Here is a 15,313-nt window from a genome sequence, read left to right as displayed (position 1 = left end):
TTAGCCATTTTTACTCTCCTAAACTAATTAAAAACATTTGCAGTTTTTGCAACCTAGTTGTTTATGTAGATACCTTTCTTTTCTAAAATTTGTTTAGCAAGATCCATAGGGATCTCTTCATACTTATCAAAGTTCATCGTGAAGCTAGCACGGCCCTGAGATTTTGATCGTAGGTCAGTACTATAACCGAACATCTCAGACAATGGAACCTCTGCTTCGAGAACCTCTTTATTCTGCTTTGTGCCCATTGACAAGATTTTTCCGCGTTTCATGTTGATGTCTGAAATAACATCCCCAGTATAGTCTGCTGGAGTTACAACTTCTAGGTTCATTTTAGGCTCTAGAAGCATTAATCCTGCCTTTTTACAGGCTTCTCTGAATGCTTGTGAAGCAGCTATAGCGTAGGCCACCTCATCGGCAGATTCTTCATTAAATTCAGCGCTAACTAAAGTCGCTTTAATATTAATGAACGGATATCCAGCCAACGCACCACCAAAAGACGAATCAATGATGCTCTTTTGTATAGAATCAACAAATTCTTTTGGTAGTTCAGCCTTCTTGGTAGCGTTTTCAAATAAAACACCGGCCTGATAATCAATCTTCTCAACTTTGATTTTACAGTTACCAAAGATTACTTTTCCGCCGTGCTCTTTGTTGAATGTAGCTTCAGAATCAGCAGCTCTCGCAATACCTTCGCGGTATGACACTTGAGGCTTCCCTACTCTAATTCCAACTTTAAATTCACGCTCTAATCTATCAGCAATAATTTCTAAGTGAAGCTCACCCATACCAAAAATTAAAAGCTGACCAGTTTCTTTATTATGCTGATAATTGAAAGAAGGATCTTCAAGCTCTAGCTGTCTTAACGATTCCATCAATTTTTTTTCATCAGCAGTTGTCTTAGGTTCAATTGCAACAGAGATAACTGTTTCTGGAAATTCCATTAGGTCATACACAATTGGCTTGTGATCAGTACATAATGTTTCACCAGTGATTGTCTCTTTTAAACCAGTAAGAGCTACAATATCTCCCGCATAAGCTGAATCTATCTCTTGTCTCTTATCTGCGTGCATTCTTAGAATTTTATTAATTCTTTCTTTCTTCTTTTTAAGTGGATTAAACACTTGTTGACCAACTTTTAATTCACCAGAATAAATTCTGAAATAAGTTAGTGAACCAACAAATGGATCCGTTGCAATTTTAAATGCAATACCTGAGAAAATTTCATCTTCAGATGGTTTTCTCACCTCAGTTTTATCTGTGTCTTTAGCGTTGTGGCCTTTTACCTCACCTCTATCAATGGGCGATGGTAAATAGTCAACAACAGCATCAAGAAGAGGCTGAATCCCTTTATTCTTGAATGCAGATCCACATAAAACAGGAATGAAGTTGTGTTCATTTACAGCTTTTCTTAAAACTGTTTTCACTGTTTCAATTGAAATTTCTTCTTCCATTAAAATGGCTTCCATTAAAGCATCATCATAATTTGAAAGAGCATCTAGTAATTCAGTTCTATACATTGAAGCTTCATCAACTAGATCAGCAGGAATTTCACCTTCAACAACAGTTGCACCTAAATCATCACTAGAAAAAGTATAGGCCTTCATCTTCACAAGATCGATCATACCTTCAAACGTATCCTCCTTACCAATTGGCCAGTGAATAGCGTTTGCAGTTTTACCTAATTTTTCTCTAATTTCGTTTAAGCAATTTTCAAAATCAGCACCAATTCGATCCATTTTATTAACGAATGCAATTCTTGGTACATTATATTTATCGGCCTGTCCCCATACAGTTTCAGATTGTGGTTCTACACCAGATACGGCATCGAAAACACCAACTGCACCATCAAGTACGCGAAGGGCCCTTTCTACTTCAATTGTAAAATCAACGTGCCCAGGAGTATCAATGATATTGATCTCATGCTTAAGCCAGTGGCATGTTGTAGCGGCCGAGGTAATTGTAATACCTCTTTCTTGCTCTTGGATCATCCAGTCCATCGTGGCCGCACCATCGTGAACTTCTCCAATTTTATGATTCTTACCAGTGTAATAAAGGATTCTTTCGGTAGTTGTCGTCTTACCAGCATCGATGTGTGCCATGATCCCAATATTTCTGATTTTTGAAATACGGTCTGAGCTCATATTTCCATTGTCCCTTTGACTACTTTACTAATAACAAAAGGCTTCCTGGGGTTTAAACCCAAGAAGCCTTCTTTTTTGTATGTATGGTATAAAAACTAATTAAAAGATATTACCACTTAAGGTGAGCGAAAGCCTTGTTAGCTTCAGCCATCTTGTAAACGTCTTCTCTCTTCTTAACGGCTGCACCACGGTTTTGAGACGCATCGATGATTTCATCAGCTAGTCTGTCTACCATAGTCTTTCCGTTTCTTCCTCTTGCATAGTCTCTTAACCATCTAAGAGCAAGTGATTGACGTCTGTTTGGTCTTACTTCAACAGGAATTTGGTAAGTCGCCCCACCAATTCTTCTTGATTTTACTTCAACAGCAGGTTTGATATTTGAAAGAGCTTTTTTAAATACTTTTAAAGGCTCTTCACCAGTTTTTTTCTCTACTAGGGCCATAGCTCCGTAGAAGATTTTTTCTGCAGTAGATCTCTTTCCGTCCTTCATAAGAGCGTTAACAGTTTTAGCAACTACAACGTCTTGGTATACTGGATCTGGAAGAACTTCTCTTACAGGTGCTCTATGTTTTCTACTCATATTTTCCTCTCTTCAACCGTTTGGTTTACTCTCCCATGGCCCGAATGAGTGCTCAGCCGAGGGAGCGATTAATTCACAATTTTAAAGTTTATTTTTTAGGTTTCTTCGCACCATATTTAGAACGTCTTTGACGTCTCTTATCTACACCTGTTGCATCTAGTGCACCACGGATAGTATGGTAACGAACCCCTGGAAGGTCTTTAACCCTTCCACCTCTAATCATAATGATAGAGTGTTCTTGAAGATTGTGACCTTCTCCACCAATGTATGAAGTTACTTCAAAACCTGAAGTAAGTCTTACCCTACAAACCTTTCTCATAGCTGAGTTCGGCTTCTTTGGTGTAGTCGTGTAAACTCTTGTACACACGCCTCTTCTTTGAGGACATGCTTTTAGTGCCGGAGACTTTGTCTTATCAACTTTGTCCTCGCGACCTTTTCTGATCAATTGATTAATACTTGGCATTTAAACCACTCCTTCTACTTCAAACTGCTGTCTGCTTTTATACCATACAAAAAGCCAAGATGATGTATCACATCATCTTGGCCAATACAAGTTGTTTTACAACATTAAAGTTGCTGAATCTGCGCTCACATAAGAGTCATCGTTAACTACAGCATCGAAATCTCTGTATCTTGAGATACCAGAACCTGCTGGAATTAGGCGACCCATGAGAACGTTTTCCTTAAGTCCTCTAAGAAGATCTTGTTTACCTTCAAGAGCTGCTTGTGTAAGAACTTTAGTTGTTTCCTGGAACGAAGCCGCTGATAGGAATGAATCCGTAGTCAATGCAGCTTTTGTAATACCAAGAAGTAATGAACGACCTTGAGCTGGTTCGAAACCATCTGCAACAAGTCTTTCATTAGTTTCCATTAGCTCACCTTTAGTAACAGAGTCACCAGTTACGTAGTTAGAATCACCTGGATCAGAGATTTCAACTTTCTTAACCATCTGACTTACGATTACCTCGATGTGCTTATCATCGATGTTAACCCCTTGAAGTCTATATACTTCTTGGATTTCGTCAACGATATATTTAGCAAGTTCTTTAATACCAAGAACTCTTAGAATATCGTGTGGGTTCGATGGACCGTCCATGATAGCTTCACCAGCTCTGATATAGTCACCTTCGTTAACGATAACGAAACGACCTTTCGGAACTGTGTAAGTTACAGGATCTTGACCATCTTCCGGTCTAACGATAATTCTTCTGTTACCACGAACCTCTGGTCCAAATTCAATTGTACCTGATACGTCAGAAATCTGAGCAGCGTTAGCTGGTTTTCTAGCTTCGAAAAGCTCAGCAACTCTTGGTAGACCCCCTGTAATATCTTTTGTCTTAGTCGATTCACGGGCAACTTTTGAAAGAACACCACCGACAGCAACTTCATCACCCTCGTTCACGATAATGTTAGCCCCAACTTGTAGACGGTAAGAAGCATGTCTTCTTGTTCCCGGAACTAGGATTGGGTTTCCATTAGCATCAACGATTGTAATTCTTGGTTGAAGAGATGGATCTTTAGTTTCAGTAATTACTCTTTGAGTAAGACCTGTCACTGAGTCTGTTTGTTCAGAAACAGTTGCACCAACAACTAGATCTTCGAACTTAACAAGACCTGCAACTTCAGTTAGAAGTGGCATCGAGAATGGGTCCCATTCAATGATTGTATCCCCAACGTTTACGTCAGCACCTTCTCTAAAGTGAATTTTTGCTCCGTATACAGCTGGGAATTTCTCTTTATCAACACCGCGAGCGTCTTTAACAACTAGCTCACCAGTCTTGTTCATAATGATCATACCGTTTGGTGTCTCAGCAATTTGAACATTGTTGAAAACTAACTTACCAGCAGCTCTTGCTGTCGACTTAGTAATTTGAGCACCAGCAGTTGCAGTACCCCCAACGTGGAATGTACGCATTGTAAGCTGTGTACCCGGCTCACCAATTGACTGAGCAGCGATAACACCAACAGTTTCACCAATACTTACCATTGTACCGCGAGCAAGGTCACGGCCGAAACAAGCAGCACAGAAACCATGTCTTTCGTTACAAGTAAGAACTGATCTAACTTTGATCTGGTCAACTTCTTTTTCTTTTAGAAGATCAAGATCTTTTTCAGTTAGAAGGTATCCAGCAGGAAGAACTTCTTTTGCTTCGAAGTCACGAACTGGAGCAGCAGTAACACGTCCCATTGCCCTTTGAGCAACGTGTTCAACGATCTCACCACCCTCAACACGTGATTGAAGTACGATACCGTCTTGTGTGTTACAGTTTTCACTTCTAATGATACCATCTTGAGCAACATCAACTAAACGTCTTGTCAGGTAACCTGAGTTAGCTGTCTTAAGGGCCGTATCGGCTAGACCTTTACGAGCACCGTGAGTAGACGTGAAGTATTGAAGTGCAGAAAGACCTTCACGGAAGTTATTTGTAATTGGAGTTTCAATAATTTCACCAGATGGTTTAGCCATTAGACCACGCATAGCTGCAAGCTGTCTCATCTGCTGAGCAGAACCCCTGGCTCCAGAGTCGGCCATCATATAAAGTGCGTTGAATGATGGAGCTTTAACTGGTTCTTCACCAGCAACTTCTGAAGTAAATGTATCTTGTGAAATTCTCTCAAGCATAACTTTAACTAGTCTTTCAGAAGTTTGTGACCAAACGTCTACGACTTTGTTGTAACGCTCACCATTTGTGATCGAACCTTCGTTATACTCTTCAGTAATTCTTGCAACTTCAGCGTAAGCTTCATCAAGAATTCCTTGTTTCTCAACAGGAATAGTCATGTCGTTTACGTTAATTGAGATACCCGCTTTAGTAGCGTAGAAGTATCCAAGTTGCATAATAGCGTCAGCTAGAAGAACTGTATCTTTTTCTGATCCTACACGGTATGCCTTATCGATTAGCTTACCAAGTTCTTTCTTACCAAGAATCTTGTTAACATCTTCGAATTTTAGACAGCTAGGAATTACATCGTATACGAATGTTCTACCAACAGTTGTCTCAACAAGTTTACCATCAAGACGAACCTTGATTGGAGCTTGAAGGTGAAGGTTACCTGAGTGGAATGCAAATTGTGCTTCTTCTCTAGAAGAGAATACTTTACCGTATCCACGAGCATATGGTCTTAGTCTTGTCATATAGTAAAGACCTAGAACGATATCCTGTGAAGGAACGATAATTGGCGTACCATCTTTTGGAGATAGAATATTGTTTGTCGACATTGCAAGAATACGACACTCAATTTGTGCTTCAATTGAAAGTGGAACGTGAACGGCCATCTGGTCACCGTCGAAGTCAGCGTTGAAAGCTGTACATACAAGCGGGTGAAGTTGAATAGCTTTACCTTCAATTAGCATTGGTTCAAAAGCTTGAATACCAAGTCTGTGAAGAGTAGGTGCACGGTTTAGAAGTACTGGGTGCTCTTGAACTACTTCTTCAAGGATGTTCCATACTTCTTCTTTTTGTTGATCAACCATTCTCTTAGCAACTTTAATAGTTGTACAGTGACCTCTTTCAATTAGTTTGTTGTAAATAAATGGCTTGAAAAGCTCAAGTGCCATAAGCTTAGGAAGACCACACTGGTGAAGTCTTAGCTTAGGACCAACAACGATAACCGAACGTCCAGAGTAGTCAACACGCTTACCAAGAAGGTTTTGACGGAAACGTCCTTGCTTACCTTTAAGCATATCAGAAAGTGATCTTAGTGGACGCTTGTTAGCTCCAGTAAATACTTTTCCTCTTCTACCGTTATCAAATAGAGCATCAACAGCTTCTTGAAGCATACGCTTTTCGTTTCTGATGATGATCTCAGGAGCGTTAAGCTCTTTTAGTCTTCTTAGACGGTTGTTTCTGTTAATAACACGTCTGTAAAGATCGTTAAGGTCAGAAGTTGCAAAACGACCGGCCTCTAGAGGAACTAGTGGTCTTAGGTCTGGTGGAAGAACTGGAATAACATCCATCATAAACCACTCAGGCTTGTTTTCTGATCTTAGGATTGATTCAACAACTTTAAGTCTTTTAACAATTTTTGTTCTAGCCATTTCAGTTGTAGCAGCTCTTAGACCACGTCTAAGTTCTTTATTTGCTTGGTCAAGGTCAAGCTTTCTAAGCATGTCTTTTACAATTTCTCCACCCATACCAGCTTCGAAATCTACACCTTGAGCTTTAAGCTCTTGGTACTGTTGCTCAGAAATTACTCTACCGATTTCCAAACCACCTTCAACATCATTTGTTGCTGAAGAAGTAACAATGTAAGACTCATAGTAAAGAACTTTTTCAAGCTCTTTAAGAGTAAGGTTAAGAAGAGCTCCTAATCTAGAAGGAAGTGATCTTAGTAACCAAATATGAGCTACTGGAGTTGCTAATTCGATGTGACCACAACGCTCACGACGAACCTTAGAAAGTGTAACTTCAACACCACACTTTTCACAAACAACACCTCTGTGCTTCATTCTCTTATATTTACCACAAATACATTCGTAATCTTTTACTGGTCCGAAAATTTTCGCACAGAAAAGACCGTCTCTTTCTGGTTTAAAAGTTCTGTAGTTAATCGTTTCAGGTTTTTTAACTTCACCAAACGACCACTCACGAATCGTGTCTGGAGAAGCCATTTTAATTGAAACAGCTTCTACGCTAATAGGATCTTTTGGTTTATCAAAAAAGTTCAAAAGGTCTTTCATCTTTCGTCCTCTACATATTTTTTAAGTAACCTAGGCGCAAGGCCTAGGTTGGAATTATTAACGGAAAGATTCTTCTTCAGAGTTTTCCTCAAGTTTAACGTCTAGACATAGAGCTTGAAGCTCGCGGATTAGAACGTTAAATGATTCAGGAAGACCTGGTTCAAGAACTTGTTCACCTTTTACGATTGATTCATACATTCTAGTTCTACCGATAACGTCATCCGACTTAACAGTTAAGAACTCTTGTAGAGTGTATGCAGCACCGTAGGCTTCAAGGGCCCAAACCTCCATCTCTCCAAGTCTCTGACCACCGAACTGAGCCTTACCACCAAGTGGTTGCTGAGTTACAAGTGAGTAAGGACCAGTAGATCTGGCGTGAAGTTTTTCATCAACTAAGTGGTGAAGCTTCAACATATACATAGTACCAACAGTAACATCCTCGGCGAATGCGTCACCTGTCATACCGTCGAATAGAGTTGTTTTACCAGACTCATCTAGGTCACCTAGGCTTAGCATTTCACGGATATCTTTTTCTGAAGCACCATCAAATACTTTTGTAGAGAATCTTACACCAGTTGAAAGTTGTTCAGCGACTCTCATTACTTCGTCGTCGTTAGCTTTCTTCAACCAGTTCTTCACTTCTTCAGTTTGGTAAACGGCGTAGATGAAGTCTTTAATCTCGTTAAGCTTAACTTGTTCTTCAAGCATAACTTTGATTTTTTCTCCAAGACCACGACCTGCCCATCCAAGGTGAAGCTCAAGAAGCTGACCGATGTTCATACGTGAAGGAACCCCTAGTGGGTTAAGAACGATCTCAACCGGAGTACCATCAGCAAGGAATGGCATATCTTCTTTTGGTAGAACGTTAGAGATAACACCTTTGTTACCGTGACGTCCGGCCATCTTATCACCTGGCTGAAGCTTACGCTTAATTGCAACGTAAACGATTACTTTCTTAATAACACCTGGAGGAAGTTCATCCCCTCTGTGTTGTTTAGCGATTTCATCTGTAGCTTTTTGTCTAACTCTACTGATTCTGTTTCTTACGTCAGCGAAGTACTCACCTAGACGCTCTTCAAGAGCAGCTTCAAGTGGTAGGTAACCAATTAGTTCGAAAGGAATCTTAGCAAGAACTTCTGAAGTTACGTCAGAACCTTTTGCTAGTAGCTCAGTTGAACCGTCTTCTGAAACTAGTTTATCTGTAGTCTTAGCACCGTTAAGCATTTCAGCGATTTTCAGAATTGCAGATGTTTGAATTGCCTTAATCTCAATTCTTTCATCTCTTCTGATAAGTGTTGTTTCTTGTTCAATGATCTCTTTAGATCTTGCACAAAGCTCAACACCTTCTCTTGTATAAACTTTTGCATCAATTACAGTACCACGTACTGATGATGGAGCTCTAAGAGAAGTATCTTTAACGTCTCCGGCCTTATCACCGAAGATTGCTTTAAGAAGTTTTTCCTCAGGAGAAAGTTGAGTTTCACCTTTTGGAGTAATTTTACCAACAAGGATGTCACCTGGCTTAATGATAGCACCAACGCGAATAATACCAGCTTCATCAAGATCTTTAAGAGCTTCTTCTGAAACGTTTGGAATATCACGAGTGATTTCTTCTTTACCAAGTTTAGTATCTCTAGCTTCAACTTCATATGATTCAATGTGAACTGAAGTAAAGATATCTCTTGAAAGTAGATCTTCAGAAAGGAGGATCGAGTCCTCATAGTTGTAACCACCCCATGGCATGAACGCAACAAGTACGTTTTGTCCAAGAGCAAGGTCACCCATGTGAGTACCAGGACCGTCAGCAAGAACGTCACCTTTCTTAACGATGTCACCTTCTTTAACTAGGGCCTTCTGGTTGTTACATGTATTTTGGTTCGTTCTTTGGTATTTAACTAGCTCGTAAATATCTACACCAGTCTCACCTTCTTCGAACTTATCTCTTTGAATAACAATTCTGTTTGAGTCAACGAAGATTACTCTACCGTTACCTTTAGCAAAAAGAATCGCACCAGAGTCTCTTGCAACAACTTTCTCAGTTCCAGTTCCTACGATAGGAGCGTCAGTTCTAACAACAGGCACGGCCTGTCTCATCATGTTCGATCCCATTAGGGCACGGTTGGCGTCATCGTGCTCAAGGAAAGGAATTAGAGATGTTGCGATCGAGATCATTTGTGTTGGAGAAACGTCCATTAGGTCAACTTCATCAGCATTTACAAGTGTAAATTCCCCTGAAGCACGAGCCGCAATGTATTCACCAGCAATTTTACCGTCTTTAATGTGAGCAGCATCAACCTGAGCAATTACTTTTCCTTCTTCTTGGAAAGCTGTGAAGTATTTTGCTTCAGAAATAGATCTGTCTTCATTAATTACTTGGTATGGAGTTTCAATGAAACCGTATTCAGAAACTCTTGCATATGTTGCAAGAGATGTAATTAGACCAATGTTCGGTCCTTCTGGAGTCTCTACCGGACACATTCTACCGTAGTGAGTAGTGTGAACGTCACGAACTTCGAAACCAGCTCTTTCTCTTGTTAGACCACCTGGCCCAAGTGCAGAAAGACGTCTCTTGTTTGTTACTTCAGAAAGTGGGTTTGTTTGATCCATGAATTGAGAAAGCTGAGATGAACCAAAGAATTCTTTGATTGCAGCTGCAACTGGCTTCTGGTTAACTAGATCGTATGGCATCATTGTTTCAATTTCTTGAATTGCCATTCTTTCTTTAACCGCTCTTTCCATTCTTACTAAACCAACACGGAATTGATTTTCAAGAAGCTCACCAACAGCACGAACACGTCTGTTACCAAGGTGGTCGATATCATCAACACGACCTTTACCATTGTTAAGATCTACTAGATACTTAACAGTAGTGGCGATATCATCTCTTGTAAGAACAGTATTCTCTACAGGAATATCCATTCCAAACTTATAGTTGATTTTCATACGACCAACTTTAGATAGGTCATACTTATCAGCATTGAAGAATAGGTTTTCGAAAAGAATGCTAGCAGCTTCAACAGTTGGAGGCTCACCTGGTCTTAATCTTTCGAAAATTTTAACTAGTGCATCTTCTTTTGAATCAGTCTTATCAAGAAGAAGTGTATTTCTGATCTGGTCACCATAGTTGATCATATCAATATAAAGTACGTTTACTTCATTGATGCCAGCAGTAATTAACTCATGAATTTTTGATTCAGAAAGTGCTTCGTTAGCAAGGCAAAGAACTTCACCAGTGTTTTCATCAAAGATATCTTCAGCAACAACTTTACCAACTACTTCGTCAACTTCTGCTTCGATTTCTTTAACACCAGCTTCTTGGATCTTACGAACCGTAGCTTTAGTGTATTTCTTACCTTTTTTGATAATTGATTTACCAGTTGATGGATCAAGAACATCAAGAGTTGCTCTTGTACCGATCATTAGATCGAAATCTAATTCTCTAGTAAATGTAGTGTCCTTTCCAAACTTAATCTTCTCAAGTTTGTAGAACATATTTAAAAGCTCAGGAGTCGAATAGCCCATGGCCTTCAACACTACTGTAGCATGTAGTTTTCTCTTTCTATCGATTCTCGCAAAAAGAATATTTTTGTGATCGAATTCAAAGTCTAACCAAGAACCTCTATGAGGGATGATTCTTGCAGAGTAAAGAAGTTTACCACTAGAGTGCTTCTTACCGCTGTCGTGTTCGAAAATGATACCAGGAGATCTGTGTAGCTGAGACACGATTACTCTTTCTGTACCATTGTAAACGAACGATCCTGTTTCAGACATTAGAGGGATGTTACCTAAGTAAACCTCTTGCTCTTTAATAGATGAAACAGTTCTTTGATCATTGCCATCTTTGTCTACTGTTACATCGTAGAACACAAGTCTAACAACAACCTTCAAAGGTGCTTCATACGAGAGGCCTCTTTGACGACACTCTTTAATAGAGTACTTCGGCTCTTCAAGTGTGTAGCTTACAAATTCAAGTGAAACAGTCTTGTTGAAATCGTGAATTGGAAAAACTGAATGAAATACAGCTTGTAAACCAATGTTTTCACGCTTTGCTGGAGGAACATCCTTTTGAAGGAAGTCTTCGTAAGAGTTTACTTGAAGCTTCATGAGTGGAGGTGTTTCGAGAACGCTAGGCGTAGAAGCAAAGTTCTTTCGAAACCATTCGTTAGGTCTAAAAACCTCTGTCATTGGGGTCTCCTAGGATTACCAAGTAAATGAATAATATATACGTATATATTTTTTTGCGCAAAAACGCAAAAAAGGCGTGAAAGCTTTTACGCTTTCACACCCTCTATAAATGTCTTTTTTATTTATGGTGCAATGCTGAAATTATTTAACTTCAACCTTAGCTCCAGCTGCTTCAAGTTTTTTCTTGATTTCTTCAGCTTCTTCTTTAGAAACAGCTTCTTTAACAGTTTTTGGAGCACCTTCAACTAGTTCTTTAGCTTCTTTAAGACCTAGACCAGTAAGAGCACGTACTTCTTTAATTACGTTGATCTTCTTGTCTCCACCATCAGCAAGAACTACGTCAAATTCAGTTTTTTCTTCAGCAGCTGGACCAGCAGCAGCACCAGCTACAGCTACAGGAGCTGCAGAAACACCAAATTTTTCTTCAAGTTCTTTAACAAGGTTAGCAACCTCAAGAACTGTCATTTTAGAAATATGTTCAACAAATTGTTCAGTAGTAATAGACATATAATCTCCTTAAATTTTAAAAATCTTTCAAATAAATTGTTAATTATTCAGCAGCTGCTAATGCAACGCCGCCGCCTTTCTCTTTCTCTTCTCTAATCACGTTCAATACTCTAGCAAGTGCTGAGATTGGAGCGTTGAATGTAGCAAGTAAAGTTCCAAGCATTTCATCTCTAGAAGGAAGATCTGCAAGTGCAACCACTTCTTTAACAGATAATTCCTTACCATCTAGTAAACCACCGTCTAGTGTAACGGCTTCTTGTTCTTTCCCAGCATTCTTAAGACACTTTGCAACTGCAGGAGCTTCCCCAAATGCAAACGCTACGGCTTTAGGGCCTTTTAGGTTTGAAAGTAGGTTCTCAGCAGGCGTACCTTGAGCTGCTTTAGCAAAAAGAGTGTTTCTAGTAACAACAAGTTTACCTTGAACATCTCTGATGCTTTTTCTTAACGCAGTAGAGTTGTTTGATTTAACTCCAATTACGTTAGTGAGAAAGATACCGCTGGCTTCATTGATGTCCTTTCTAAGGCTTTCGATGATTGCCTCTTTTTCGGCTCTTCTAAGCATAGTACCTCCATTAAAACGGAGGGAGATTTCAGGATGGCTTTATATTTCTTTAACCTCACGGCCTAGAAAATACCTTCCTTCTTCAACCCCGTCGATATTATTATTTTGCAGCGACAGCTGCAGCTTCTAATGTATCAATCTTAACACCTGGTCCCATCGTCGTAGAGATAGTTAGAGACTTAAGGTATGTTCCTTTGGCACTAGCTGGCTTAGCCTTAATGATCGCTCCAACAACTGCATCAAAGTTTTTTCTGATGTCAGCGTCTGCGAATGAAGACTTACCGATTGGCACGTGAATAATACCGTTTTTCTCAGTTCTATACTCAACCTTACCAGCTTTTTGCTCTTCAACGGCCTTAGCTACGTCAGTTGTTACTGTTCCTAGCTTAGGGTTAGGCATTAAACCTCTTGGTCCAAGTACTCTACCGATTCTACCAAGTTTACCCATCATATCTGGTGATGCGATAACTCTGTCGAAATCTAACCAACCACCAGCGATCTTAGCAACGATATCATCGCCACCAACGAAGTCAGCACCAGCAGCTTCAGCTTTATTAATGTTTTCACCTGAAGTGATAACACAAATTCTAACTGTCTTACCTGTACCAGCTGGAAGAGCAAGAGCACCACGGATCATTTGATCAGCGTGTCTTGGGTCTACACCAAGTTTGAAAGCTAAATCAACAGTTTCGTCGAAATTAGCAAACTTAAGTTCTTTAGTTAGTTTAAGAGCTTCTTCTACTGAATAAGCTTTTTGTTTGTCGAATTTTTCTAAAGCTGCAAGGAGCTTTTTTGATTTTGTTCTAGCCATAATTCCACCTTTTGGTTCAAACGATCTTCTTCAGATCTCCCAATTAATAATCTTTTTGAAGACCCATTGATCTCATTGTACCTTCGATAGTTCTTTCAGCAGCTTCTTGTGATGCAGCTGTAAGGTCAGGTCTTTTAGTCTCAACGATTTCTTCAACAACTTTCTTAGCAACTTTACCTACAACCTCAGTACCCGTTTTTTGAGCACCTCTTTTAAGGTTTAGTTTTGTCGTAAGAAGGTACGATGCCGGTGGTGTTTTCGTTACAAATGTAAATGAACGATCAGAATACACTGTAATGATAGTAGGAAGAATTACACCAGCTTCCTTCTGTGTCTTAGCATTAAATGCCTTACAGAATTCCATGATGTTTACACCTTTCTGCCCTAGAGCAGGTCCTACTGGAGGTGACGGGTTCGCTTTACCACCAGGGATCTGAAGCTTGATGAACCCAGTAATTTTCTTAGCCATGTTCTACTCCTGCGATCTTAAATGATCTACCAACTGTTATTAAGAGACCTTTTCAACTTGAGTAAAGTCGAGCTCAACTGGTGTTGGTCTACCAAAAATTGAGACGTTTACTCTGATCTTACCTTTATCACTAATAGCTTCTACAGTTCCAACGAAAGAAGTGAATGGTCCTTCGATAACCTTAACAGACTCACCTTCAGTGAAGTTAACAGTCGTTTTAGGTTTCTTGAATCCCTCTTCAGCTTGATTCGTCATGAATGCAGCTTCTTCATCACTGATTGGTGCTGGTTTTTCCGGTGTTCCACCAACAAATCCAGTGATTTTATCTGTGTCTTTAACAAGGTGCCATGTCTTATCATTCATGACCATCTTAATCAAGACATAACCTGGGAAAAGTTTTTTCTTGATTGTTCTCTTCTTTCCACCAGAATGTGTAACTACTTTTTCTTCAGGAACTAGAATGTCCTGGAAAAATTCAGTCATTTTATAGTTAACAACTCTTTCTTTAAGAGTTTTTTCAACTTTATTTTCCTGACCAGTTAGCGTCTTGGCGATATACCATCTAAATTGTGAAGGAGCCTCTGATTTTGTTTCAGTTTCAGTGCTTTCAACTTCATTTTCATTTACTTCATTTTCGCTCATGCTAATTCCTTATTAGAAAATCAAATTAAGTATTTCTCTAAATGCAAGGTCAATTAATACGAAGATACCGCTTACAATCGATAGACCAATAACAAGGCCCACTGTAATTTTTAATACCGCGTCCTTATTTGCCCAACTTACTTTTACAAGTTCTTCGTATACTTCATCCATGTGCTCTGTGGCCTTTCTGTTCTTGATTACAAGAACGAAAACCATAAGGCCTACTAGAATCCCTACCCCTTGATTAAACGCTAAGAAATTTCCGATCTTAGCTTCCAAATCAAACCATTCGCCAAGCTTCGCTACGAAACGAATCATTGTGTATCCGCATAGAATACTCATGATAGCAACGAAAGCATTAATCCATTTTTTCTTGTCTTCTGCTCTTACTAATGACATGGCCCATCCTTGAATAGTCGTTAATTTTTTGAATTCCTCAAAAAAATAGGGGTTTTTTAACCATTTAAGCTTTCAATATATGCGACAAATAACCTATTTTGTCTACATATTTCTCATATGCCGCAGCATTTCAACACAATCTATTTGTGACTTAGGCCGTAATTATTACAAGGGATTTTAAAGTGGCGGGCGCAGAGGGATTCGAACCCCCAACCTACTGATTTGGAATCAGCCGCTCTACCATTGGAGCTATACACCCGCATTCGATTTGTGAATGTGTTTTACAGAACAAAAAAGGGGCAGTCAAGACTGCCCCTCATAAAAAAATCAGTC

General features: G+C 39.5%; 11 protein-coding genes and 1 tRNA gene. All 12 read right to left on the bottom strand.

The window, feature by feature from the left end; translation table 11 throughout:
- Positions 1-53: 53 nt before the first annotated feature.
- The 12 genes from fusA to M899_RS11195 all read right to left on the bottom strand — a co-directional run bounded on the left by fusA (position 54) and on the right by M899_RS11195 (position 15,239).
- Positions 54-2,144: an elongation factor G gene (gene fusA, locus M899_RS11250; protein WP_021271578.1), complete on the bottom strand. Its 2,091-nt coding sequence runs from the start codon at positions 2,142-2,144 to the stop codon at positions 54-56.
- Positions 2,145-2,253: 109 nt separating this feature from the next.
- The gene (gene rpsG / locus M899_RS11245) at positions 2,254-2,724 is read right to left on the bottom strand and encodes a 30S ribosomal protein S7 (RefSeq protein WP_021271574.1); all 471 of its coding nucleotides are present in this window, start codon (positions 2,722-2,724) and stop codon (positions 2,254-2,256) included.
- A gap of 88 nt (positions 2,725-2,812) precedes the next feature.
- Positions 2,813-3,187, bottom strand: coding sequence for a 30S ribosomal protein S12 (gene rpsL / locus M899_RS11240; protein WP_021271575.1), 375 nt, complete (start codon positions 3,185-3,187; stop codon positions 2,813-2,815).
- Between the two features lie 96 nt (positions 3,188-3,283).
- Entirely contained in the window at positions 3,284-7,405 is a 4,122-nt protein-coding gene (gene rpoC, locus M899_RS11235; RefSeq protein WP_021271570.1) for a DNA-directed RNA polymerase subunit beta', read from the bottom strand.
- Between the two features lie 57 nt (positions 7,406-7,462).
- The gene (rpoB, locus tag M899_RS11230) at positions 7,463-11,590 is read right to left on the bottom strand and encodes a DNA-directed RNA polymerase subunit beta (protein ID WP_021271571.1); all 4,128 of its coding nucleotides are present in this window, start codon (positions 11,588-11,590) and stop codon (positions 7,463-7,465) included.
- Positions 11,591-11,731: 141 nt separating this feature from the next.
- Positions 11,732-12,097 carry a 50S ribosomal protein L7/L12 gene (gene rplL / locus M899_RS11225; protein WP_021271577.1) on the bottom strand — a complete coding sequence of 122 codons (366 nt, stop codon included), beginning with the start codon at positions 12,095-12,097 and terminating at the stop codon, positions 11,732-11,734.
- 43 nt (positions 12,098-12,140) lie between these two features.
- Positions 12,141-12,659 carry a 50S ribosomal protein L10 gene (gene rplJ / locus M899_RS11220; RefSeq protein WP_021271573.1) on the bottom strand — a complete coding sequence of 173 codons (519 nt, stop codon included), beginning with the start codon at positions 12,657-12,659 and terminating at the stop codon, positions 12,141-12,143.
- Positions 12,660-12,759: 100 nt separating this feature from the next.
- On the bottom strand, positions 12,760-13,470 hold the full coding sequence (gene rplA, locus M899_RS11215) for a 50S ribosomal protein L1 (protein ID WP_021271572.1): 711 nt from the start codon (positions 13,468-13,470) through the stop codon (positions 12,760-12,762).
- 43 nt (positions 13,471-13,513) lie between these two features.
- Positions 13,514-13,939: a 50S ribosomal protein L11 gene (gene rplK, locus M899_RS11210; protein WP_021271569.1), complete on the bottom strand. Its 426-nt coding sequence runs from the start codon at positions 13,937-13,939 to the stop codon at positions 13,514-13,516.
- A gap of 39 nt (positions 13,940-13,978) precedes the next feature.
- Positions 13,979-14,581 carry a transcription termination/antitermination protein NusG gene (gene nusG / locus M899_RS11205; RefSeq protein ID WP_021271568.1) on the bottom strand — a complete coding sequence of 201 codons (603 nt, stop codon included), beginning with the start codon at positions 14,579-14,581 and terminating at the stop codon, positions 13,979-13,981.
- 12 nt (positions 14,582-14,593) lie between these two features.
- Positions 14,594-14,980 (bottom strand): preprotein translocase subunit SecE, encoded by a 387-nt coding sequence (gene secE, locus M899_RS11200; RefSeq protein WP_021271576.1) that lies wholly within the window; start codon positions 14,978-14,980, stop codon positions 14,594-14,596.
- A gap of 183 nt (positions 14,981-15,163) precedes the next feature.
- Positions 15,164-15,239, bottom strand: a tRNA-Trp gene (locus M899_RS11195).
- Positions 15,240-15,313: the final 74 nt, after the last annotated feature.

Source organism: Bacteriovorax sp. BSW11_IV (assembly GCF_000447755.1).
In the GTDB taxonomy this organism is placed as follows: Bacteria; Bdellovibrionota; Bacteriovoracia; order Bacteriovoracales; family Bacteriovoracaceae; genus BSW11-IV.
The sequence above is the reverse complement of the archived record's forward strand: the minus strand, read 5'-3'. Positions and strand labels throughout refer to the sequence as shown.

What these genes read in the sequence shown, in the direction of transcription:
- fusA (WP_021271578.1), bottom strand. Translation starts at nt 2,144, where the DNA reads ATGAGCTCAGACCGTATTTCAAAAATCAGAAATATTGGGATCATGGCA.
- rpsG (WP_021271574.1), bottom strand. Translation starts at nt 2,724, where the DNA reads ATGAGTAGAAAACATAGAGCACCTGTAAGAGAAGTTCTTCCAGATCCA.
- rpsL (WP_021271575.1), bottom strand. Translation starts at nt 3,187, where the DNA reads ATGCCAAGTATTAATCAATTGATCAGAAAAGGTCGCGAGGACAAAGTT.
- rpoC (WP_021271570.1), bottom strand. Translation starts at nt 7,405, where the DNA reads ATGAAAGACCTTTTGAACTTTTTTGATAAACCAAAAGATCCTATTAGC.
- rpoB (WP_021271571.1), bottom strand. Translation starts at nt 11,590, where the DNA reads ATGACAGAGGTTTTTAGACCTAACGAATGGTTTCGAAAGAACTTTGCT.
- rplL (WP_021271577.1), bottom strand. Translation starts at nt 12,097, where the DNA reads ATGTCTATTACTACTGAACAATTTGTTGAACATATTTCTAAAATGACA.
- rplJ (WP_021271573.1), bottom strand. Translation starts at nt 12,659, where the DNA reads ATGCTTAGAAGAGCCGAAAAAGAGGCAATCATCGAAAGCCTTAGAAAG.
- rplA (WP_021271572.1), bottom strand. Translation starts at nt 13,470, where the DNA reads ATGGCTAGAACAAAATCAAAAAAGCTCCTTGCAGCTTTAGAAAAATTC.
- rplK (WP_021271569.1), bottom strand. Translation starts at nt 13,939, where the DNA reads ATGGCTAAGAAAATTACTGGGTTCATCAAGCTTCAGATCCCTGGTGGT.
- nusG (WP_021271568.1), bottom strand. Translation starts at nt 14,581, where the DNA reads ATGAGCGAAAATGAAGTAAATGAAAATGAAGTTGAAAGCACTGAAACT.
- secE (WP_021271576.1), bottom strand. Translation starts at nt 14,980, where the DNA reads ATGTCATTAGTAAGAGCAGAAGACAAGAAAAAATGGATTAATGCTTTC.